Origin of the sequence: Bacteroides sp. MSSM.1001136sp1_RTP21357st2_D2_RTP21359_211015, from assembly GCF_040913205.1 — a bacterium.
GTDB classification, from domain to species: domain Bacteria; phylum Bacteroidota; class Bacteroidia; order Bacteroidales; family Bacteroidaceae; genus Bacteroides; species Bacteroides ovatus.
Window position 1 is genome coordinate 1 of the sequence record NZ_JBDFVF010000058.1, and the last position, 22858, is coordinate 22858.

Below are 22858 nucleotides of genomic sequence, written 5' to 3' on the forward strand. Positions count from 1 at the left end.
AACAAAGCCCGGGCTTGAGAAAGTCTGGGCTTTGCGCATAAAAAAAGGCTGTGTCAGCGTTTTGACACAACCTCTTTGTATTGTGTGCAATTCTAATCGATGAGAAAAACTCCTGTTAGAACCATGTTAATGCATATAAGTAAACGACTGCTGCCGGTATGGCCATCAAAGAACTGTCAAACCGATCGAGCATCCCTCCATGTCCCGGAAGAATATTTCCCGAATCCTTTACGTGCAATTGGCGTTTTAGCAATGACTCCGTCAGGTCGCCCCATGTACCGAATATAACCACAGCTAATGCCAGTCCTGCCCATTCCATCATTGACATAAATGGGAAGTAGTGAGCAAGTATAAAAGACACTCCGATTGCTACAACTCCGCCGCCGATAGAACCTTCCCATGATTTCTTGGGAGAGATGCGTTCAAAGAGTCGGTGTTTGCCTATCAGTGACCCGATGCAATAAGCACCCGTATCATTCAGCCAAAGGAAAATAAAGATGGATAACGGTAGAATCGGATTATAGCTTATGCTACTGAATTCCGATGCCGGATCATTATGGAAAGCCAATACATTCAGCAAAGCAAAAGGCAGACCGATATAAAGTTGGCTAAGCATCGAATAAGCCCAGTTAAGTACCGGGTTCTCCTTTTTCAGATACAACTCGCTAATCATCATGTAAAGCAATAAAAGCACATACGGGATGAATATTTTCGAATCGGCTGCATCAATGCAGAATCCCATGATTGCGAGGAATAAATAAGCCCCGCCGAGCATATTAATGGTCTTGTTTATCTTGACTCCTTCTGCGCGCATATTTACCAACTGTGCAAACTCATAAATAGTCAGTGCACTGATAACGGTAAACAGAATGCCAAAACTGAATGCGTCATAAAGGATGCACCCTACCAAGATGGCAACGAAGAGTACACCCGTAATAGCTCGTTTTATGAAATTGTTAATCAAAATCTATTCGTTTTAATTATTTGGACCCGTTAGCTTGTTCTTCTCCATTGGACTTACCCTCTACGGTAACTTTGCCTTCCACTGTAACCTTGTTACCTGCTGCGGCAACTTTGGTGTCAATGGAAGCTTGCTCCTCTGCAGTATTTTCAGCTTCTTCTTCTTTGATTTCTTTTTCTTCTTCTTTTAACTTTTGGGCAAGTTCCCTTTCAGCTCTTGCGGCATCCTGGCTTTCTTTAGCAGCCATGATTTCTTCCGAACGCGAAGCCCAGGGGCGTTTGCCGAAGATACGTTCAACGTCTTCCGCAAAGATTACCTCTTTGTCAATCAGTAATTGCGTCAGTTCGTTGTGACCTTCTTTGTGCTCTGACAGAATTCTCTTGGCGCGGTCATACTGCTCGTTCACCATTCTCTTGACTTCTTCGTCAATTAGTTCGGCTGTCTTTTCGCTGTATGGACGGTTGAAAGAATATTCATCGTTGTTGTAATAACATAAATTCGGCAGCTTGTCGCTCATACCTAAATAAGCAATCATACCGTATGCCTGTTTAGTCACTCTTTCCAAGTCGTTCATGGCACCAGTTGAAATGCGGCCGAGGAATAAATCTTCAGCGGCGCGTCCTCCTAAAGTAGCACACATTTCATCCAACATTTGCTCCTTAGTAGTAATCTGACGTTCTTCCGGCAGATACCAGGCAGCTCCTAATGCACGTCCGCGGGGAACGATAGTTACCTTAATCAACGGATTGGCATATTCCAATAACCAGGAGATAGAGGCGTGTCCTGCTTCATGCAAAGCGATGGAACGTCTTTCAGCTTCCGTAGTAATCTTGGTTTTCTTTTCCAGACCACCGATGATGCGGTCTACCGCATCCAGAAAGTCTTGCTTGCCTACAAATTTCTTTCCGTGGCGGGCAGCGATCAATGCAGCTTCATTGCAGACATTGGCGATATCCGCACCCGAGAATCCCGGAGTTTGGCGAGCCAGCAAGTCTACATCAACACTATCGTCTATTTTGATCGGGCGCAAATGCACACCAAATACTTCTTTACGTTCATTCAAGTCGGGCAGATCCACATGTATCTGACGGTCAAAACGTCCTGCACGGAGCAATGCTTTATCAAGTACGTCTACACGGTTAGTAGCAGCAAGGATAATTACACCGCTGTTGGAACCGAAACCGTCCATCTCTGTCAATAACTGGTTCAATGTGTTTTCGCGTTCGTCATTTCCTCCCATTGCAGGATTTTTGCCACGAGCACGTCCTACGGCATCAATCTCATCAATAAAGACGATACAAGGGGCTTTCTCTTTGGCCTGTTTAAACAAGTCGCGAACACGGGATGCACCTACACCCACAAACATTTCCACGAAGTCAGAACCTGCCAGTGAGAAGAAAGGAACATTAGCTTCACCCGCCACAGCTTTGGCAAGCAAAGTTTTACCGGTTCCCGGAGGGCCTACCAGCAATGCTCCTTTGGGTATCTTACCTCCCAAATCCGTATATTTCTGCGGTTCCTTCAAGAACTCTACAATTTCCTCTACCTCTTGTTTCGCTTCTGCCAAACCCGCTACATCCTTAAATGTAATCTTGATGGCTCCACCTTTTTCAAAAAGCTGGGCTTTTGATTTTCCTACGTTAAATACACCGCCGGGGCCACCACTGCCACCTCCGCTCATACGGCGCATGAAGAAGATCCATAACGCTACAAGCAAGACAAGCGGGAGTATCTGGATCAGGATTGCGGGAAAAATATCCGATTTGGGCGGATAGTCGGAAGAACCGTCAAAATGACCGGCTTCCTTTTCTGCCTGCAAAAACTCTTCCAGTTTATCGGTAGATGGCGTTCTACTTGTAATGATAGGGTTACGTCCCACTTTGGTAGAGTCCGCTCCAAAAACAGCCCCTACAGCAGTCGGTTTAAGAAAAGCTTCTATTGACTTATCTTCATAACCCAATACTTTGCTTACATAGCCCTTTTTTACGTAGTCCTGAAACTCACTGTAAGTTACAGCTTTGCTTCCAGCTCCCTTTGAATCACTGCCCCACCAGAGGCCGAGAAGCATAAGGGCAATAATCATATACATCCAGTTCAGGTTGAACTTAGGCATATTAACCTTATTGTTAGGTTTATTGCTATTGTTATTATTGCTATTATTATTGTCCATAATCATTAATTAGTCTAGATCGGGGATTTGAGTAAGTTTGGCATCTGCCCAAAGGTGTTCAAGATTATAAAAATCTCTTGTCTCCGGTAAAAAGACGTGTACCAGTACATCGGCATAGTCCATTGCCACCCATTCAGCATTCCGGAGTCCATCGATTGCATAAGGTTTGCTATCCGCACCTTTGCGTGTAAATTCCTTGATTGAATCTACAATAGCACTCACTTGACTGGGAGAATTTCCCTGACAGATAACGAAATATTTACAGATGGTATCTTCTATGCTGGTTAAATCGGCAACGATTATCTTTTTACCTTTTTTCTCTTGAATTCCTTCTTTTATTTTTTCAATTAATACTTTAGTATCGTTCATTCCTGTAATTGAGATTAATAATTCATGTTCTCTATTTGTTTATAACAAAAAAAGGCAAGCCTTTGTTTCTGATTATAAACGTGATATTTTTGACAAATATACGCTGATTTATTGGATACAAGAAAGTTATCCCTCAATTTTTGTGTTTTTTAGTGGAGATACTTTTGTTTAGAAAGCTTATTTGGACATTTTTGCAAAAAAAATATCAGAATTGTTTTGAATTCCCAAAATATTTGTATCTTTGCACCCGCAAACGGAAATTATTGGGCTATGGTGTAATGGTAACACTACAGATTCTGGTCCTGTCATTCCTGGTTCGAATCCAGGTAGCCCAACAAAACACCAGCTTTTTACTGACAAAAACCCGCTAAAAATGCAATTTTAGCGGGTTTTTTTGTGCTTTGACAAATACCATCCGAAAAAAGTTGACGCTAATTCGGTGGCTAATTCGGTGACACGAATGCACGTTGATAGTTCGAAAAACGCTAATCTTATGAAAAGCCGTGCGGTTGATTGATAAAGAATAAATCCTTAAACTGGCTGTCGTCTTGTTTAGTAGAAAAGAAAAACAGGTTTTATAGCTCAAGTGAGTATAAAACCTGTTTCTAATTTTTCTAAATCGGGCAGAACTCTTATTCTTCTGCTTTTATTGATTCATCGATTACTTTGATCTTTTGTAATACCAGTTCCAAGTCTGCTTTCAACTTATCTACCTTGCGGTTCAATTCAGTCAGCAGGCTGCTGCCTTTCTTAGAAGTAGAAGTCAGGAAGCCTAGATTGTTCTCATAAGTCTGAAGCTCATTCTTCATATTCTCATAAGTACGTACCAGCTTTTCGCGTTCTCTGTACAGAGATTGAGTGCCGCTTCCCTGAATATTGCTGATATTCGAACGGAAGCTACTTAACTTCTTGTTGGAAGCATTGATGTTAAAGCGGTCGAATAGCTGATCGATGATTCCGTGATACTGCTTGTATAACTTATCTTTTTCTTTGAACGGCACATGACCGATAGAGTTCCACTCTTTCATTAAATCCCGAACCAAGGTACTTGCTTCTTCGGTATCCATGCTTTCATCAATAGCGGATAACTTCTCGATCAACGCTTTCTTCTTTTCCATATTCTCTGTTTCTACGGAGCGTTGTGAAGAAGTAGCTTTGTTCTTTTGTTCGAAGAAATAGTCGCAAGCTGTGATAAACCGTTTCCAGATAGCATCCGAGTGTTTCTTGGCAACCGGTCCGATGGTCTTCCATTCTTTTTGAAGTTTGGTCAGTGCATCGGCAGTTACTTTCCAGTCTGTACTGTCTTTCAAGGCTTCCGCTTTTTCGCAGAGCGCTTTCTTCTTTTCCAGATTCTCGTTCATTCCTTCTTTCAGACTTTTGAAGAATTCTCCTTTCTTCTTGAAGAAATCATCGCAGGCATGGCGGAAACGCTCGAAGATCTTCACATTCATCTTTTGGGGCGCAAAACCAATGGTTTTCCATTTGTTTTGCAGGGCAATCACTTCCTGGGTCTTGTTTTCCCAGGCAGAGAATGTTTTCAGTTCATCATACTCAATCGCTTCAACGATTTCGCAGATGACGGTCTTTTGATCCAAATTATGCTGTTCGGCTTCTTTCAGCGATTCAAAGTGCTGCTGATGGCGGCGGTTGACAGCGGTAGAAGCTGCTTTGAACCGATTCCAGATTTCATCACGCAGTTCTTTGGCTACCGGACCTGTATCGCGGAACTCCTGATGCAACTTCTGAAGTTGGTGGAAAGCGGAAACAACATCTTCCTCGTCAGCCAACTTTTCGGCAGCTTCGCAGAGATGCGTTTTGATTTCCAGATTCTTTTTGAAGTCATATTCGCGGAATTCATTGTTCAGTTTCAATAAATCGTAGAACTTCTCTACATATAATTGATAGTTTTTCCAAAGTTCATTCACTTTACCTTGCGGCACCAGTTTTGTGTCATTCCATTGCTGTTGCAGCTTCTTGAACTCCGTATAAGATTTGTTGGCGTCATCTCCGGATTCCACCAATTCTTTCAGTTCTTCAATAATGGAAAGTTTCACTTGCAGGTTTTCTTCCTTTTGGCGTTCCAGCTCGGCAACCTGTTTGCTGCGTTTTTCCTTGATAACCCCCATCAGGCGTTTGAATTCTTCTTCCGTCGGGTCCTCTTCGGCAACAAAATCTTCAATGTTTCCACCGTTGTCTGTAAACTGTACCTTAGCAGCTTCCAACTCGGCATTATGTAACTTGTAGAATGATTGTTTCAGATTGTCAATTTCCTGCTTGTTCGCATTTTCAGCGTCTTGCGCAAGCTCTTTTAGCTGGTTTAGTACATCTTCCTTAGTGGCAGGTTTAGGAGCTGCTTCAGGTTGAACTTCGGCAGTAACATCTTCAGCCGGAGTCTCTGTAATAGCTTCAGAAACCTCGACTGTTTTCTTTTCTTCTTCTAATTCCCCTTGGTTCAAGGGTTGATTAGTGTCATGAGCGTCCATCATTGTATATTAGTTTTGGGTCACAAATTAATGAAATAAAACGATTACTTCATACTATTTTGCTTATTTTTTTTTGTTTATCGTGTTTTTATGACAATAAAACGGTTATTCCCATGTACAACATCATTCCGATGATGTCATTTGTAATGGCTATAAACGGACCTGTTGCAATGGCTGGATCGATTTTGAACTTCTCCAGCGTCATCGGTACCAGTGTCCCGAAAATAGAAGCGAACATTACCACGGCAAACAGGCTGATGGATACGGAATAGGTGACCGTAGCCGTTGCGCCGAACCTGATAAAGTTGTAGGTGTATACTAATAAGGAGATAATAGTGGCATTAATTAAAGCTACTACCGATTCCTTGGTAATCTGCTTGAAGGTATTTTTAGCGTCCAGCGAGCTGTTTGCCAAACCCTGTACGATGATTGCCGAAGATTGTGTTCCGACATTTCCTCCTGTACCACCGATTAGCGGGATGTACAGTGCCATTTCGGGATGGGCAGCAAAGGTGGAGTCGAAATTACCCAATATCATAGAGTTGCCGATTCCGCCGATCATACCGATTAATAGCCAGGGGAGGCGGGCGGTGGTCTGTCTCAATACATTATCGTCTGTTTCTACGTCCTGCGAAAGACCGGATGCCAACTGATAGTCACGTTCCGACTGCTCACGGACTTCATCCATGACGTCGTCGACGGTGATTTGTCCCACAAGCCGACCGATACTGTCGACAACAGGGATAGCCACCAAGTCATACTTCTCAATCGCCTGTACTACCTCGTCAATGGGAGTATCTACGTGTACCGAAATCGGATCTTTCTGCATCACGTGTTTCACTTTCGATACAGAAGGGGAAGTAATCATCTTTTTGAGCGGGAAGATACCTCGCAGACGTTCGTCATCGTCGATGACATATACATAATAGATTTCGTCCAGCTCTTCCGCCTGTTGACGCATCTCTTTCAGACATTCGGGCATACTCCAGTTCTCGTTGACGAGTACCATTTCCGTACCCATCAAACCACCGGCGGTATTTTCGTCGTATTTCAACAAGTCGACAATGTCACCTGCCTGTTCAATGTCCTCGATGTGCGAAAGAACCTCTTCCTGCTTATCTTCATCGAGTTCACGCATCAGGTCTACGGCATCGTCCGTATCCATGTAGTCAACGAAGCGTTTGGCGATTGTCTCCGAAGGAAGCATTTCGAGCAGTTCTTTACGAGCGTCTTCGTCCATTTCGACAAGCACGTCGGCGGCAATTTCATTATCGAGCAGGCGATAGATGAATTTAGCCTCTTCCGGATTCAGGTCATTGCACAATTCGGCAATGTCGGCCGGATGGAGGTCGATGAGAAGCCCTTTTACCGTATCGGCATCTTTTTGCTCAATAAGGTGTTTAACGTTGTCAATGTATTCCTCGTTCATCGTTGTCAATTACAAATTACGAATTACAAAATCCAGTTCTCTGCTTACTGCTGCCCGTAGATCGGTTATAGGTTGTTGCCTGCCGTCTTTAATGCTTCTTCCACTTTATTGGTCAGGTCGATAAATTCTGCTACCGATAGTTGTTCCGGACGTTTATTAAATAAGATGTTCTCCGTGAGTGGACAATCTTTGCCTAAAATAGGTTTAATAGAGTTGCGCAATGTTTTGCGTCGTTGGTTGAAAGTCGTTTTCACTACCTGTTTGAACAGTTTCTCGTCACATCCCAATTCTTTAGTTTCGTTGCGCGTCATGCGGATAACAGCACTTTTCACTTTGGGAGGCGGATTAAACACGTGCTCACTCACTGTGAATAGGTATTCCACTTTATACCATGCCTGAATCAATACGCTAAGGATACCGTAAGTCTTGCTGCCCGGTCCGGCTGCAATACGTTCGGCTACCTCTTTTTGAATCATTCCCGTACAGCAGGGGACGATATCTTTGTTGTCTAGCATCTTGAAAAAGATCTGGCTGGAGATGTTATACGGATAATTACCGGTCAGTACGAAAGGTGTGCCGTCGAATAGCCGGTGAAGGTTCATTTTCAGAAAGTCATCTTCGATGATGTGGTCCTCCAACGACGGATAAGCTTCGCGAAGATAGGCAACCGACTCATAGTCAACTTCTACGACCTTTATCAACCGGTCTTTTTTCACCAAAAACTGGGTCAATACTCCCATGCCCGGTCCCACCTCCAAAATAGGCAGTTCAGGGAAGGTGTCGACAGTATCGGCAATATCTTGCGCAACTTTCAGATCTTTCAGAAAGTGTTGTCCGAGAAACTTTTTAGGCTTTACTAATTTCATTTACCAACTAAATAATTACTTTTGCAGTCGACAAAGGTAATTCTTTTAAATGAAGAACGTACCACTATTTATTAAAAAATAAATGATGTGTCAGCGAAGCTAATGAAGAATTAAGGATGAAGAAACTATTAAAAAAGACGCTGAAACTGATATTACCGGTTGTTTTAGGCGGCTTTATCTTATTCTGGGTGTATCGCGACTTTGATTTTACAAAAGCGGGCGATGTATTATTACACGGTACAAATTGGTGGTGGATGCTCTTCTCATTAGTGTTCGGGGTGTTCGCGCAAGTCTTTCGTGGATGGCGGTGGAGGCAGACACTGGAACCGTTGGACGCTTTCCCGAAAAAGAGCGATTGCGTGAATGCTATCTTCATTTCTTATGCCGCCAGTCTGGTAGTTCCCCGGATCGGGGAAGTGAGCCGCTGCGGGGTCTTGGCGAAATATGATAACGTCTCGTTTGCCAAGTCGTTGGGAACAGTCGTTACGGAGCGATTGGTCGATACATTGACGATTCTTCTCATCACAGGCATCACAGTCTTGCTTCAATTACCGATATTCGTTACCTTTCTTCAACAGACCGGAACAAAAATCCCTTCTCTTGTTCATCTCCTGACTTCGGTATGGTTTTATATCATCCTGTTTTGTTTTATCGGTGTGGCGATCCTTCTTTATTATTTAAGAAAAACGCTGTTCTTCTATGAACGGGTGAAAGGCTTTGTACTTAATATATGGGAGGGGATTATGTCTTTAAAGGGAGTACGCAACATTCCTCTCTTTATTTTTTATACACTGGCCATTTGGGCGTGTTATTTTCTCCATTTCTATTTCACATTCTATTGCTTCGCCTTTACGGCACATTTAGGAATTCTGGCAGCATTGGTCATGTTTGTAGGTGGTACGTTTGCCGTGATTGTGCCTACTCCCAACGGGGCGGGACCGTGGCATTTCGCTATCATTTCTATGATGATGCTTTATGGGGTAAATGTGACGGATGCCGGAATCTTTGCCCTGATTGTGCATGGTATTCAAACCTTTCTGGTTGTTCTGTTGGGTATCTATGGTTTTGCTGTCCTGTCGTTCACTAACAGACATCGAGGGTGAAATTTTAGCTAAAAGTGTGTATTCTTAAATGTTTTTGCTGACGTCCTTTGTCATCTGAAAACTTTTCCATAACTTGGCACTGTTTAATTATTAGATTTAAAATCGTTTTAAAATATTTATTATGAGTACCATTCTTTCTTTAGCTCCACAAAACGTGTGGAAGCATTTTTATTCGTTGACACAGATTCCTCGTCCGTCAGGACACATGGAAAAAATAACAGAATTTCTTCTAGGTTTCGGAAAAGGTTTGGGTCTGGAGTCTTTTGTAGACGAAGCAGGTAATGTAATTATCCGTAAACCGGCGACTCCGGGTATGGAAAACCGGAAAGGTGTAATTCTTCAGGCGCACATGGATATGGTTCCGCAGAAGAACAACGATACTGTACACGATTTTGAAAAAGATCCGATTGAAACTTATATAGACGGTGACTGGGTAAAGGCAAAAGGTACTACTTTGGGTGCGGACAACGGACTGGGAGTAGCCGCCATCATGGCCGTGCTGGAAGCAAAAGACCTGAAACACGGCCCTCTGGAAGCTCTTGTCACTAAAGACGAAGAAACCGGCATGTACGGTGCATTTGGCTTGAAGCCGGGTACCCTGAACGGTGAAATCCTTTTGAATCTGGATTCCGAAGATGAAGGTGAATTGTATATCGGTTGTGCCGGAGGTATGGACGTAACTGCTACCCTGGAATATAAGGAAGTAGCTCCCGAAGCAGGAGATATCGCAGTGAAAGTTACTTTGAAAGGATTACGCGGCGGACATTCGGGATTGGAAATCAATGAAGGACGTGCCAATGCCAATAAGTTGCTGGTTCGTTTCGTTCGTGAAGCGGTTGCCAGCTATGAAGCCCGTTTGGCTAGCTGGGAAGGTGGTAATATGCGTAATGCTATCCCGCGTGAAGCACATGCGGTTATTACCATTCCGGCTGAAAATGAAGAAGAACTGCTGGGCTTGGTGAAATACTGCGAAAACCTGTTCAACGAAGAATATTCAGCTATTGAAACTCCGATCAGTTTTACGGCTGAACGTGTAGAACTTCCTGCCGGTGAAGTACCTGAAGAAATTCAGGACAATCTGATTGATGCAATCTTTGCTTGTCAGAACGGTGTGACACGTATGATCCCTACTGTTCCAGATACGGTAGAAACTTCTTCCAACCTTGCTATTATAACGATTGGTGAAGGAAAGGCAGCCATTAAGATTCTGGCTCGCAGTTCAAGCGATAGCATGAAAGAATATCTGACTACCAGCCTGGAGTCTTGTTTCTCTATGGCAGGGATGAAGGTAGAGATGGCAGGCGGATATTCCGGTTGGCAACCTGATGTAAATTCTCCGATTTTGCATGCGATGAAGTCATCCTATAAACAACAGTTTGGTGTAGAACCTGCAGTGAAAGTGATTCACGCTGGCTTGGAATGTGGTATTATCGGTGCTATTATTCCGGGATTGGACATGATTTCTTTTGGTCCGACTTTGCGTTCACCGCATTCACCGGACGAAAGAGCGTTGATTCCTACCGTACAGAAGTTCTATGACTTCCTGGTGGCAACTTTGGAGCAAACTCCAATGAAATAACGTATTTCTCTTTATATAAATATTCTCCTATTATATAATAGGTGACCATAGTGAAGGCACGGATGATATTTCATCTGTGCCTTTTTTCATATTTATTGCAGCGTATATTACAATTCTGCTTTATAACAAATAAATTAATTGATGCAAATCAAGAAATATGCTATAAAACATAAATTTCTCTCTTTTTTAGATCAATGTATAAACAAAGGCTGTATTTTTGTGTTGTAAAACATGTAATTAGGAGGATAACAAAATGAAAAGTTTAAAAAGATTGTTTAGAAAGATCGGCGAAGCCGATGTACATGTTTGGGGATATTCAACAATTAATACCAAACCAAACAAGTAAGTTTTATTTTTTAGTTTTCAGGAATTAGTAATTTAAAAGGTTTAAAGATTATGGCAAAGAAAATGGGTTCTTTAGTTAGAAAAATCCTTAGTGAAGTAGGTCGTAATGAAATGCTTTCATGGGGGTACAGAATTGAGAAATGAGAACAAGTACATTAACTAAGTTTAGAGTGGGGATACGTTATTAAATACGATATCCCCATTTTTTATATCTAAAATTTTATATAGAGTTGTTTTAGCTAACAACTGTGGCGGGGGATCTGTTTCAGTGTCAGTTCCTCCTTTAATTTCTGTGTTTGGGTACACTGTCTTTTGCCACTTGGGCTGGAATGTATCACATGCGAGTTTGGCTGATTTTACTATCACACCCTCACCGAATCACTTGAAAGCCTTTGTTCATCGATGTTACAAAGGGTGAGGGTAACTGTGATTGTAGGGTGAGGGTAATTTTTACTCTCACCCTACAATTATACCTGTAATAAGTGCTTAATAGTTGATTTATAGTAAGTTGTATGCTGATTTGTCTGGTACTAATACATGAAAGATGATGTATTTGTGTCTGATAACTGGCGTAATATTATCTGGAATAACAGGCTGAACGAGATAATAGATACGGATGAATTAATTGTATTCCGTAAGGTTTCGATTGGCTTCTCCATAGGGGAAAATCAGTTTCAAGCTTGTGAACAGTTTGTTTCATACGCTTGAAACACTTAGTTTCAAGGTATTAAACACTTAGTTTTCCGGTGTGAAACTGGTAGTTTCATTACTTGAAACTGTTGGTCTCAAGGCATAAAACAGCTTGTTCACCGGCATGAACAAGCCATTTTATGTAGAGGTGCTGCAAATTATTGAGTGTCTTCTATGAATATGCCCGGATTCTTATAAACGAGACAGTGTGTAAGATACCTCTATCTTGCACGCATCTGCAACGGTATCTTGCACTGCTTCAAATACTTGTATATCAGTTGACTATCGCTGGTTTAGTGTAAGGTGCAAGATACTTTTGCATTTATGAACTTGTAAGAGATAGGTGAATCTTATTGCAGAAGATAAACTTTTCAATTAAATAATAAACCGAGTGGCAGTTTTTGGACTTTTTATTTTATTCCAGAGCGAGTTGATTAATAGGCTAATGTTTATACAATATGGTATGGGGCTGATAGCTTGATAAAAGCTTTTTTTAAGCTAAAAAGTACAAATCTTTAAACTTTATTTCCTTACTTTGTTATTTATAAGAGTGAGACTTATAGCAAACTTAAACTAGAAAGATTATGAAAGTAAAGCAAATTTGTATGATGGTGCTGCTATGGTTGGGAGTGATTCCGGCGGTACAGGCACAAACTTTCGACAAATTATGGAAAGAAGTGGAGCAAGCGGAGAAAAAGAGCTTGCCTAAGACTGTGATAAAACTGACTGATGAGATTTATCAGAAAGGGGAAAAAGAGAAAAACTCTCCACAAATGCTCAAAGCATATACGTGGCGGATGAAATATCGGGAAATGTTGAATCCCGACAGTCTTTACGCTGATTTGAAAGGACTGGAACAATGGGTGAAACAGACTGACCAACCAATGGATCGCGCCATCCTACACTCTTTGATAGCGGGAATCTATGCAGATTATGCAGCCAGCAATCAGTGGCAACTCCGCCAACGGACAGAAATCGTAGACCAGACACCTGCTACCGATATGCGTGAATGGACAGCCAATATGTTCATCGAAAAAGTGCGGACAAATATAAAGGAGGCATTGGCCGATTCTGTATTGCTGCTCAAAACGTCCTCACGCGGCTATATTCCTTTTGTAGAACTGGGGGAAACGAGCGAATACTATCACCATGATATGTATCATTTATTGGCTTCCCGTAGCATTGAAGCACTGCAACGGGTGGAAGAATTGAGTAACAGGATTACTAATGACGGTACTGTGAATCCGGTCAAACAAGATATAATAGCTATTTATGGGAATATGATTCCCGCTTATAAAGCAACCGGATTAAAAGAAGGTTATGTGTTGACAGCACTTAACTACCTGGAATGGAGATGGAATGCTGATCGGAATATTCGACCTCTGCAGGCTAAGGGCGAACTTCCGGTACTGACGGAAGATACTTATCTGAAAGCTTTGAACACATTGAAAAGCAAGTATGCTTCCGAACCGATCTGTGCCGAAGTCTATTTGGCAGAAGCCCGGTATACTATTGGAAAACAACAGCAGCTCAATGCATTGCAGCTTTGCGATGAGGCAATCCGCCTTTATCCAGGCTATCGCAGAATCAATGCTTTGAAGAATCTTCGGGAAGAGATATTGGCTCCTTATTTGAATGTTAATGCATCCGATTTGGCTTTTCCGAACGAAGAGATAGAATTAAGGGTCTCACACAAAAATCTGGATGGTTTCACTGTCCGTCTTTATCAGGCGAAGAAACTGATAAAGGAACAACATTACGCTGTGCTTCGTCCGAAAGATTATCAGACGCAGGACACTGTGTTTACATTCAAAGCTCCTGAACTTGGATCTTACGTGATGCGTATCATACCGGATATTCGTGCGAAGAGAGATAGTGAAAGCAAGTTTGATGTAACACGTTTCAAAGTGCTGACATGCCGTTTGCCGGACAAACAGTATCAAGTGGTGACGCTGGATGGACAGACAGGGTATCCTATTCCCCATGCGAAAGTGACGATGTACAGTAATGACGAAAAAGTGTTGCAGGAGTTTACGACAAACGAAGAGGGTAAGGTCGTATTTCCCTGGAAATCCGAATACCGCTATCTGAAAGCTTCCAAGGGGACGGATACGGCAATGCCGAAACAAGGCATTTATGCAGGAAGTTACGGATATTACGGCGACGAAGATAAAGTGACTGAAAATATGACTTTATTGACCGACCGTTCTTTGTATCGTCCCGGACAGACTGTGTATGTGAAGGGAATTGCTTATTCTCAACAATCGGATACGGCGAATGTACTTCCGAACAAGGAATATACGGTGACTTTATTGGATGTAAACAATCAGGAAGTAGGGCAGAAGTCGGTACGTACCAATGAGTTCGGTTCGTTTACCACCGATTTCGCATTGCCTTCGGCCTGTTTGAACGGAATGTTTTCTTTGAAAGCGGGAAGAGACCATACAGGCATTCGGGTAGAAGATTATAAACGTCCGACATTTGATATCACTTTTGAAAAGCAACAAGGAAGTTACAAACTGGGTGATGAGGTACAGGTGAAGGGTAAGGTACAATCTTATAGTGGTGTGCTGCTTCAGGATCTTCCGGTGAAATATACGGTAAAGCGTTCTGCATATAGCCTTTGGCGGTTTGCGGAATCTGTGCAGATTGCTTCCGGTGAAGTGATGGCCAATGAGAATGGAGAATTCACGATACCGGTTCGTTTGCAGGAAAGTGACTCTTATAAGAATAATGATAAGGTATATTATCGTTATTCCATTGAGGCCACTGTTACCAATGTGGCAGGTGAAACACAATCTTCTACGGACGTGATTTCGGCAGGAAACCGTTCGTTGATTTTGCAGGTGGAATTGCAAGATAAGACTTGCAAGGATCAACCCTTCGAAACAATGTTTAAAGTGCAGAACCTGAATGGACAACCTGTGGAGGTGAAGGGGAATTATTACTTGTACCCTGCCAAAGACAAGGACTTTAAGCAGTTGGAAGAGAAACCGGTTGCAACGGGAACCTTTACTTCTAATGAAGACATGACGCTTGACTGGAAGAATCTTCCATCGGGACCTTATGTGCTGAAAGCATCAGTGAAAGATAATCAGGGCAAGGAAGTGACTGCTGACACCAACACGATTCTTTTCTCTGTTGAGGACAAACGTCCGCCTGTAGAAACGACGATGTGGTTCTATGGTGCAAATACGGAATTTGATGCTGCCCATCCGGCCGTGTTCTGTTTCGGTACGTCGAAAAAAGATGCTTATGTGATGATGAATGTATTTTCCGGTGATAAATTGCTGGAGAGCAAGACGTTGAATTTGTCAGATACGATTGTACGTTTCGAGTATCCATATCGGGAAAGTTATGGGGATGGTGTCTTTGTGAATCTCTGTATGGTGAGGGACGGACAGGTTTATCAGGAACAGGTGCGGCTGACCAAACGGATTCCTGATAAGACACTGACTATGAAGTGGGAAGTGTTCCGTGATAAATTGCGTCCGGGACAAAAGGAAGAATGGAAGCTGACGATTAAAACGCCGCAAGGACAAGCTGCTAACGCGGAAATGCTGGCAACGATGTATGATGCTTCCTTGGATAAAATATGGAATCGGCAACAGAATTTCCAAATCTATTATAACCAGATTGTCCCATATTCTAACTGGATGAGTGGATATTCCGGCAATAATTCATTCAACTACTGGTGGAATACGAAGAGTCTCAAAGTGCCATCACTGGAGTATGACCATTTTGTGATGCTATCGGACTATTATAATAATGGAAGAGATTTGGGTGAAGTAATAGTGAGAGGATATGGCTTGACGAGAAAGTTGACGGTGACAGGTAGCGTTTCGACATTGGACGTTGCAACTTTAAGGAGTAATGCGCCAAAGATGAAATCGGCTATGGCTGCTGATGCCATGACTAATGTTGAATTTCAATCGGAAATGATACCCACGGGAGAAAAAGCGGATGAGGCATCTGACAACGAAATGCTTCCCGAAGCATCTGCTGACTTGCGTACCAATTTAGCAGAAACAGCATTCTTCTATCCTCAACTTCGCACCAATGAACAGGGAGAGATCTCTTTCTCATTCACGATGCCTGAAAGTCTGACGCGTTGGAACTTCCGTGGATATTCTCATACAAAGGGAATGTTGACGGGAACATTGGATGGCGAAGCTACCACAAGCAAAGAATTTATGCTGACTCCTAATCTCCCTCGTTTTGTGCGTGTGGGTGATAAGACTTCTCTGGCAGCTTCTATCTCTAATATGACTGGTAAGCCGCAAGCCGGAACGGTCAGTCTGGTCCTTTTTGACCCGATGACAGAGAAGGTTATCAGTACACAAAAACAGAAATTCAGCCTTGCTGCCGGAAAGACAATGGGTGTGGACTTCCAGTTTATCGTTAGTGATAAATACGAAATAGTGGGATGCCGGATGATTGCCGACAGTGGTACTTTCAGCGATGGAGAACAACAGTTGCTTCCGGTTCTTAGCAATAAAGAGCATTTGGTGGAGACACTTCCAATGCCAGTGCGTGGAGAAGAAACCCGTACTTTCTCACTCGATCATCTGTTCAATCAACAAAGTAAAACAGCCACAGATCGTAAACTAACTGTTGAATTTACAGGAAACCCGGCTTGGTATGCCGTTCAGGCATTGCCTTCATTGAGTCTTCCGACAAGTAATAACGCTATTTCCTGGGCTACTGCCTACTATGCCAATACATTGGCTTCGTTTATCATGAACAGTCAGCCGAAGATCAAAGCGGTATTTGAAAGTTGGAAACTGCAAGGAGGTACGAAAGAAACGTTCTTGAGCAATCTGCAAAAGAATCAGGAAGTGAAGAATATCATTTTGTCCGAGTCTCCCTGGGTACTCGAAGCACAGACGGAAGAGCAACAGAAAGAGCGCATCGCCACCTTGTTTGATTTGAATAACATCCGTAGTAATAATATCGCAGCTTTGACTCGATTGCAGGAGTTACAGAACTCAAATGGGGCATGGTCCTGGTATAAAGGAATGAACGGCAGTCGATCTGTAACTACCTATATCGCCGAACTGAATGCCCGTCTGGCTATGCTGACAGGTGAAAAATTAAGCGGATCGGCTCTTTCCTTGCAACAGAAGGCTTTCGCTTACCTTCATCAATCAGCTTTGGACGAGTATAAGGAAATCCTGAAAGCACAGAAAGACGGTGTGAAGTTTACTGGCGTTTCGGGCAGTATTCTGCAATATTTGTATCTCATCGCTATTTCGGGAGAGCAGGTACCCGCAGCCAATAAAGCGGCTTATACCTATTATCTTTCTAAGGTAGGAGAATTGCTGACTTCTCCTTCGATGGATACAAAAGCGATTGCCGCCATTGTGCTTGATAAAGCCGGACGCAAGAAGGAAGCGCAGGAATTTGTCGCTTCTCTGAAAGAACATCTGACGAAGACAGATGAACAGGGAATGTTCTTTGCTTTCAACGAGAATCCATATACATGGGGCGGAATGCAGATGCAGGCTCATGTAGATGTGATGGAAGTGCTGGAACAGACAGGTGGCAATACCGATACAGTGGAAGAAATGAAACTTTGGTTGTTGAAGCAAAAGCAGACACAACAGTGGAATTCTCCGGTAGCTACTGCCGATGCGGTATTTGCATTGCTGATGAAGGGCGCTAATTTACTCGACAATCAGGGAGATGTACGGATTGTGATTGCTAATGAAGTGCTGGAAACTGTTAGTCCAAGTAAAACGACTGTTCCTGGATTGGGATATATCAAACGTTCTTTCACACAGAAGAATGTGGTGGATGCCCGCAAGATTGAAGTGGAAAAGAGAAATCCGGGTATTGCCTGGGGAGCTGTGTATGCAGAATTTGAATCTCCTGTGAGTGATGTGAAACAACAGGGCGGTGACCTGAATGTTGAGAAACAGTTGTATGTAGAACGTACGGTGAATAACGTCCCTCAATTACAGCCTATTACAGCCAAAACGGTTCTTCAGGTAGGTGATAAAGTCGTTTCCCGTTTGAGCATCCGCGTAGACCGTCCGATGGACTTTGTACAGTTGAAAGATCAGCGGGGCGCTTGTTTCGAACCGATCGGCAGTATCTCCGGTTATCGTTGGAACAACGGGCTTGGCTATTACGTAGACATCAAAGATGCATCGACTAATTTCTTCTTCGATCATTTAGGAAAGGGTGTATACGTGTTGGAATATAGTTACCGTGTCAGTCGTGCAGGAACTTACGAAACAGGTTTGGCAACTATGCAGTGTGCTTATGCACCGGAATACGCTTCGCATTCTGCTTCGATGACAATTATTATTAAATAGTTCCGGCAGGGGATTTTTATTCTCACCGACGAGCGAGGCGTTCCTCACCGATGAAGAGGGTGTTCCTCACCGAGGAAGGCATCCTTCGTCGGTGAGGAACTTTTTTCTTATAAACAGGGGCTTACAAGGACTGCTATTAAGTAAAGTCTTTTCCCAATCTGTGTTAATCTGTGTAATCTGTGGTGAAAAACTCATCTAAAACCCCTACATTTGTGCACCAAAATAAAAAATATCGCATGAAACGTAGTTTACTATCTATATTATCTTTACTTACTGTCGCTTTGGCAGCCGTTGCCCAACCTCGTATCTCTTCAAATAAAGAGACACATAACTTCGGACAAATTGAGTGGAAACGTCCGGTGACAGTGGAATATACCATCACTAACACGGGAAACCAGCCATTGGTACTGACCAACGTCACAACCTCTTGTGCCTGTGCCGTGGCCGACTGGACCAAAGAACCGATTGTTCCGGGAGGAAAAGGAGTCGTAAAAGCTTCTTTTGACGCAAAAGCGTTAGGACATTTTGAAAAGTCGATAGGAATATATAGCAATGCCAGTCCGAGCTTGGTCTATCTGAAGTTTACCGGTGAAGTAGTGCAGGAAATAAAAGATTATACAAAGCTACTTCCTTATACAATCGGAAATATTCGTTTAGATCGTGATGAGTTTGCTTTCCCCGATGTCTATCGCGGACAGCAGCCTTCATTGACCTTTGATATCGCCAATCTTTCGGATCGTCCTTACGAACCGGTATTGATGCATCTGCCTCCTTATCTGAAAATGGAAGCGGAACCCAAAGTCTTGTTGAAAGGCAAGAAAGGAACTATCAAACTGACGCTGGATGCAAGCCAGCTAAAAGATTACGGATTGACACAGACTTCTGTCTACCTTTCCCGTTTCTCCGGTGATAAGGTGAGCGAAGATAATGAAATACCGGTTTCGGCCATTCTTCTTCCCGACTTCTCACGTATGACGGAAAAAGATTCTTTGAACGCTCCTGCCATGCACATTTCGGAAACGGATATTGATCTTAGTATCCCGTTGATAAAGAAGAATAAGGTAAGCCATGATATATTGATAGCTAATTCCGGAAAGACTCCGTTAGTCATCAGTAAGTTGCAGGTATTCAATTCATCGGTAGGAGTGAGCCTGAAGAAGACAGTCCTTCCTCCGGATGGAATGACGAAGCTCAAAGTAACTATTCGTAAGCGTGACGTAGGTAATAAGAAGCATCATTTACGTATCCTGATGATAACAAATGATCCGTTACGCCCGAAAGTCGAAATCAATATCAAACGCTAAATCCTATGATTATGGAACATCCTGAAAATAGTGAAGAATATAAGGGGCTTGTTGTCAATAAAGGCATTGAGCAACCCTCATCTGTGAATCCCTACTTAAAGCGGAAACCTAAGAAACGCCAGCTTTCAGTAGCAGAGTTTGTAGAAGGTATCGTAAAAGGTGATGTCACTATATTGAGTCAGGCTGTGACATTGGTTGAAAGCGTAAAGCCTGAACATCAGGCTGTCTCACAAGAAATCATTGAGAAATGTCTGCCATTTTCCGGAAATTCGATCCGGATTGGTATTAGCGGCGTTCCCGGTGCGGGAAAGAGTACATCCATAGATGTATTCGGTCTGCACGTGCTCGAAAAGGGGGGCAAACTGGCGGTATTGGCCATCGACCCTAGCAGTGAGCGTAGTAAAGGCAGTATTTTGGGAGATAAAACCCGTATGGAGCAGCTTTCCGTACATCCTAAATCGTTCATCCGCCCTAGTCCGTCAGCCGGTTCTTTGGGAGGAGTGGCACGCAAAACACGTGAAACGATTATTCTTTGTGAAGCTGCCGGATTCGATAAGATTTTTGTGGAGACCGTAGGAGTGGGACAGAGCGAAACGGCTGTTCACTCGATGGTTGATTTCTTCCTGTTGATTCAGTTGTCCGGTACGGGCGATGAACTGCAAGGAATTAAGCGTGGTATTATGGAGATGGCGGATGGTATCGTTATCAATAAGGCCGATGGAGATAATCTGGAACGTGCCAAGTTGGCTGCCACTCAATTCCGTAATGCATTACATCTGTTTCCTGCGCCTGAATCCGGATGGATTCCCAAAGTATTGACTTACTCCGGTTTTTATAATCTGGGAGTGAAGGAGGTCTGGGACATGATTTACGAATACATTGACTTCGTGAAAGAAAACGGCTATTTTGAATATCGCCGCAACGAACAAAGTAAATACTGGATGTATGAAAGCATCAATGAACAACTTCGTGACAGCTTTTATCATAATCCGAAGATTGAAGCGATGCTCTTGGAAAAAGAACAGCAGGTATTGAAAGGCAACCTGACTTCTTTTATAGCTGCAAGAAGTCTGCTCGATACTTATTTTGAGGATTTGAAATGAGACTTTAAATGATAATAAGGTTCTGATTTTTAGAGAATACATTTAGCATAAGCGGGTAGGAAACATTTAGTCTTTCTACCCGCTTGTACTATTAATGAGGCTTTTCTGCTTTTTCAAGATCAGCTCTCGATTTACTTTGAGTCACAATATATACTCCTAGGAATACAAGTGCGATAGCAATCCCTTTCTCCCAGCCGAAACTTCCGATACCCATCGCGATTGCTGCAATCGTAGCCACGATCGGTTGCATATAATTGTACATACTGACTACCGTAGGACGGAGCAGCCTCTGTGCAGTCATAATGCAGAGATACGCGAGGAAACTACCTCCTAATACGACATAAAGTACCTGTAGAATGGCGACAGTGGAAATAGAAGTCCATTGAATCGTAGAAATATCATAATAGGAGAACGGAATATAGCACATTGAAGCATATATGAACATCCATTTATTAATCGTTACTGCCGAATATCGTTGAGACAATCCTTTGAATACAGTCAGGTATATGGAAAAACTGATTTGTGCAACGAGACAAAGCAAGTCACCAATCAGGCTTCCATTTCCGTTGCTTCCTGCCTGGCTGCTCACAATGAGAATGAGCGCTCCCATAGCACCTATAAAAATCCCCAATACTTTTTTATTTGTCACCGGTTCTTTTAAATAGATAGCTGCTACAACCATTGTTACAATCGGTAGAGTGGTAGTTACGATAGAAGCATCAATAGGAGAAGTCATAGAAAGCCCGAAGATGAACACTCCTTGATTGAATACTAGCGCAAACAGTGAAGCAAAGAAGATTTTCAGCATATCCTGATGGTTCACATGTTCCTGTTTGCAAAATATAGAAAGTAGCCAGAAAGCGGCGGCTGCTCCCACCATGCGGAACGTGGTAACTGAAATAGCGGAAAACTCTTGAAGAGCCGACTTACCGATGGGAGACATCAATCCCCACATGACGTTTGCTGTAAGTGCAAACAGATGACCACGCAGATTTTTACTTTTGTCCATGTTGATATTGATTAATCTACAATTTTTTATATGAATAACAGTCAAACAGAGGAAACGGTTGCAAAGGTAGCTTTTTATTCTTATATTTTTCCAATCTAATATATTAATAAACGGACGTTATGGTTTCAACAAAACGAAGTCCGGTATCTTTTTATTGTTGTCAAAATGCTTGATTTTAGTAAACTTTTGATAGATGACTAAAAAACTCTTTGAAAATTTGCATCTTTTGATAAAACAATTACTTTTGCAACATCTCGCTAAGCTGTAGGAGGGTTGGCGAAATTTTAGAAAAGCGTTTTTAGTAGTCGTCTTTAACTTCTTTTGAGCTTAAATGTAAATATTTCTGTGTTGATAGATTTGGTTTTGTCTATTAAAGAGTGGTATGTGTACTTAAAAGATGAGGACGAATAATGAAACAAATTCCTGCGCTTTTTTTGTATCTAATGAACAGGTTGAATCAGTGGAATTTATAGACCGGAAAAACAGTCCATATGGGGATACTAAGTTTTATTGTTACGCTCTTTTGGGGAATACTGGCGGGAATTGTAGTTACGATTCTTGTCGTGTATCTGATAAATGAACTAATGGACACCCCAAAGTGGTTGGTTGGATTGATAGGACTTTTTCTTCTCTTCTTTCTTTCCTTTCAGTTTACGGCAATTATTGGTGCCGGAAAAGTAAAAGGAGTAGTTGAAGACATTACTGGCCTAAGTAATACTGTTAGTGGAAAGGTTGATTGGAATAATATTGAAACGACTTATCCTGTTTTAAAACCTTATCTTGATAAAGTTGGAACGAAAGTGGACGAAGTATCAGATCAGAAAACCTCGGCGCTTTCTCTTATTAATAGTATCATCAATGGCTTTATGTGGCGACGTGCGGCATGGGCATTAGGCGGAGTAATGATATGTTTCGTGGTGGCTGCCTTGCCAGCATTGACAGGAAATGGTCGTAATCGACAGGGACAACGAGGGGCGTCAGCTTCTACCCGTCATCGGACTACGCAGCATACGAGCCGTTCGCATCGTCCGCGGCGCAGATAAAGATTATAGGGGACTTCTATAAATTAAATCCCTGATTATAAGTTGCATAAGCGGATAAAATGCTTATATTTGCAGAAACAGACA

At 42.5% G+C, this 22858-nt stretch carries 14 protein-coding genes and 1 tRNA gene; 8 read left to right on the top strand and 7 right to left on the bottom strand.

Annotated features, from left to right (window positions below):
- Positions 1-115 precede the first annotated feature (115 nt).
- Genes AB5217_RS24035 through rsfS form a run of 3 tightly spaced genes read right to left on the bottom strand, consistent with a single transcriptional unit; the run spans position 116 to position 3500 of the window.
- Positions 116-964, bottom strand: coding sequence for a phosphatidate cytidylyltransferase (locus tag AB5217_RS24035; RefSeq protein ID WP_032854612.1), 849 nt, complete (start codon positions 962-964; stop codon positions 116-118).
- A 16-nt stretch (positions 965-980) separates the two neighbouring features.
- Positions 981-3131: an ATP-dependent zinc metalloprotease FtsH gene (ftsH, locus tag AB5217_RS24040; RefSeq protein ID WP_032845185.1), complete on the bottom strand. Its 2151-nt coding sequence runs from the start codon at positions 3129-3131 to the stop codon at positions 981-983.
- A 9-nt stretch (positions 3132-3140) separates the two neighbouring features.
- On the bottom strand, positions 3141-3500 hold the full coding sequence (gene rsfS / locus AB5217_RS24045) for a ribosome silencing factor (RefSeq protein WP_004301405.1): 360 nt from the start codon (positions 3498-3500) through the stop codon (positions 3141-3143).
- 264 nt (positions 3501-3764) lie between these two features.
- Here rsfS and AB5217_RS24050 point away from each other — a divergent pair.
- Positions 3765-3835 (top strand) — tRNA-Gln (locus AB5217_RS24050).
- Between the two features lie 297 nt (positions 3836-4132).
- Here AB5217_RS24050 and AB5217_RS24055 read toward each other — a convergent pair.
- The 3 genes from AB5217_RS24055 to rsmA form a co-directional block, all read right to left on the bottom strand.
- Positions 4133-5986 carry a DUF349 domain-containing protein gene (locus tag AB5217_RS24055; protein ID WP_008650661.1) on the bottom strand — a complete coding sequence of 618 codons (1854 nt, stop codon included), beginning with the start codon at positions 5984-5986 and terminating at the stop codon, positions 4133-4135.
- Between the two features lie 85 nt (positions 5987-6071).
- Positions 6072-7412 carry a magnesium transporter gene (mgtE, locus tag AB5217_RS24060; protein ID WP_004301409.1) on the bottom strand — a complete coding sequence of 447 codons (1341 nt, stop codon included), beginning with the start codon at positions 7410-7412 and terminating at the stop codon, positions 6072-6074.
- 65 nt (positions 7413-7477) lie between these two features.
- Positions 7478-8278, bottom strand: a complete 801-nt coding sequence (gene rsmA / locus AB5217_RS24065; protein ID WP_004301411.1) for a 16S rRNA (adenine(1518)-N(6)/adenine(1519)-N(6))-dimethyltransferase RsmA — start codon at positions 8276-8278, stop codon at positions 7478-7480.
- Between the two features lie 116 nt (positions 8279-8394).
- Between rsmA and AB5217_RS24070 the strand changes: the two genes are divergently transcribed.
- The 6 genes from AB5217_RS24070 (at position 8395) to meaB (ending at position 20722) form a co-directional block, all read left to right on the top strand.
- Positions 8395-9381, top strand: a complete 987-nt coding sequence (locus AB5217_RS24070; protein WP_009039041.1) for a lysylphosphatidylglycerol synthase transmembrane domain-containing protein — start codon at positions 8395-8397, stop codon at positions 9379-9381.
- Positions 9382-9502: 121 nt separating this feature from the next.
- Complete coding sequence (locus AB5217_RS24075) at positions 9503-10960, top strand: aminoacyl-histidine dipeptidase (protein ID WP_009039042.1); 1458 nt, start codon at positions 9503-9505, stop codon at positions 10958-10960.
- An 882-nt stretch (positions 10961-11842) separates the two neighbouring features.
- Complete coding sequence (locus AB5217_RS24080) at positions 11843-12013, top strand: hypothetical protein (protein ID WP_004301421.1); 171 nt, start codon at positions 11843-11845, stop codon at positions 12011-12013.
- A gap of 566 nt (positions 12014-12579) precedes the next feature.
- The gene (locus tag AB5217_RS24085) at positions 12580-18315 is read left to right on the top strand and encodes an alpha-2-macroglobulin family protein (RefSeq protein ID WP_042994108.1); all 5736 of its coding nucleotides are present in this window, start codon (positions 12580-12582) and stop codon (positions 18313-18315) included.
- 236 nt (positions 18316-18551) lie between these two features.
- Complete coding sequence (locus tag AB5217_RS24090) at positions 18552-19619, top strand: DUF1573 domain-containing protein (RefSeq protein WP_032843043.1); 1068 nt, start codon at positions 18552-18554, stop codon at positions 19617-19619.
- An 11-nt stretch (positions 19620-19630) separates the two neighbouring features.
- A complete protein-coding gene (meaB, locus tag AB5217_RS24095) occupies positions 19631-20722 on the top strand; it encodes a methylmalonyl Co-A mutase-associated GTPase MeaB (protein ID WP_004320987.1) in 1092 nt (363 codons plus the stop codon).
- A gap of 91 nt (positions 20723-20813) precedes the next feature.
- Here meaB and AB5217_RS24100 read toward each other — a convergent pair whose 3' ends face one another.
- On the bottom strand, positions 20814-21731 hold the full coding sequence (locus tag AB5217_RS24100; RefSeq protein ID WP_004324828.1) for a DMT family transporter: 918 nt from the start codon (positions 21729-21731) through the stop codon (positions 20814-20816).
- Between the two features lie 491 nt (positions 21732-22222).
- Between AB5217_RS24100 and AB5217_RS24105 the strand changes: the two genes are divergently transcribed.
- Complete coding sequence (locus tag AB5217_RS24105) at positions 22223-22774, top strand: hypothetical protein (RefSeq protein WP_042994109.1); 552 nt, start codon at positions 22223-22225, stop codon at positions 22772-22774.
- The last annotated feature ends 84 nt before the right edge of the window (positions 22775-22858 follow it).

Excerpts from the sequence above, each read along its gene's own strand:
- AB5217_RS24080 (WP_004301421.1), top strand. The coding sequence starts at position 11,843 with ATGAAAGATGATGTATTTGTGTCTGATAACTGGCGTAATATTATCTGG.
- AB5217_RS24075 (WP_009039042.1), top strand. The coding sequence starts at position 9,503 with ATGAGTACCATTCTTTCTTTAGCTCCACAAAACGTGTGGAAGCATTTT.
- ftsH (WP_032845185.1), bottom strand. The coding sequence starts at position 3,131 with ATGGACAATAATAATAGCAATAATAACAATAGCAATAAACCTAACAAT.
- AB5217_RS24070 (WP_009039041.1), top strand. The coding sequence starts at position 8,395 with ATGAAGAAACTATTAAAAAAGACGCTGAAACTGATATTACCGGTTGTT.
- AB5217_RS24090 (WP_032843043.1), top strand. The coding sequence starts at position 18,552 with ATGAAACGTAGTTTACTATCTATATTATCTTTACTTACTGTCGCTTTG.
- AB5217_RS24100 (WP_004324828.1), bottom strand. The coding sequence starts at position 21,731 with ATGGACAAAAGTAAAAATCTGCGTGGTCATCTGTTTGCACTTACAGCA.
- AB5217_RS24105 (WP_042994109.1), top strand. The coding sequence starts at position 22,223 with ATGGGGATACTAAGTTTTATTGTTACGCTCTTTTGGGGAATACTGGCG.
- meaB (WP_004320987.1), top strand. The coding sequence starts at position 19,631 with ATGGAACATCCTGAAAATAGTGAAGAATATAAGGGGCTTGTTGTCAAT.
- rsfS (WP_004301405.1), bottom strand. The coding sequence starts at position 3,500 with ATGAACGATACTAAAGTATTAATTGAAAAAATAAAAGAAGGAATTCAA.
- AB5217_RS24055 (WP_008650661.1), bottom strand. The coding sequence starts at position 5,986 with ATGATGGACGCTCATGACACTAATCAACCCTTGAACCAAGGGGAATTA.
- AB5217_RS24085 (WP_042994108.1), top strand. The coding sequence starts at position 12,580 with ATGAAAGTAAAGCAAATTTGTATGATGGTGCTGCTATGGTTGGGAGTG.
- rsmA (WP_004301411.1), bottom strand. The coding sequence starts at position 8,278 with ATGAAATTAGTAAAGCCTAAAAAGTTTCTCGGACAACACTTTCTGAAA.
- mgtE (WP_004301409.1), bottom strand. The coding sequence starts at position 7,412 with ATGAACGAGGAATACATTGACAACGTTAAACACCTTATTGAGCAAAAA.